We start from the raw sequence: 323 nt of genomic DNA, 5'->3' as shown, positions 1-323 counted from the left end.
GGTTCTGGTAGAGGCGGTACTGGCGGGCGAGGCCCAGCAACGCAAAGCGGGGCACAAAAACCACCTCGTAGCGGGATTCGTCCCGTGACATGGCCAGCAGGGAAAAGCGGCTGATCGTGCCGTACAGCGTGCGCAGGGGTGGAGCGATTGGCGGCGTGTAGCCGGGAATGCCCAACTGCTCGGGCGGCGCGCGCAGGCTGAAGCTGGCGTCCTTGCAGAGGAAGGCGTCGGCCGGGAGATCGCGGTGGGTGCTGGTGAATTCGATGCGGTAGGTGAAGGGTTGGCTGAGGGCTTCATCGCCGCTGAAGGCCAGGACATCCAGA

The 323-nt window shown here is 65.3% G+C and carries 1 protein-coding gene; it reads right to left on the bottom strand.

What is annotated here, in order from left to right; translation table 11 throughout:
• Window positions 1-323: contractile injection system protein, VgrG/Pvc8 family (locus IB255_RS30575; protein WP_263866105.1), on the bottom strand; the 323-nt coding region annotated here is incomplete at both ends.

The organism is Pseudomonas sp. PDM22, assembly GCF_014851965.1.
Lineage (GTDB): Bacteria > Pseudomonadota > Gammaproteobacteria > Pseudomonadales > Pseudomonadaceae > Pseudomonas.
The sequence above is the reverse complement of the archived record's forward strand: the minus strand, read 5'-3'. Positions and strand labels throughout refer to the sequence as shown.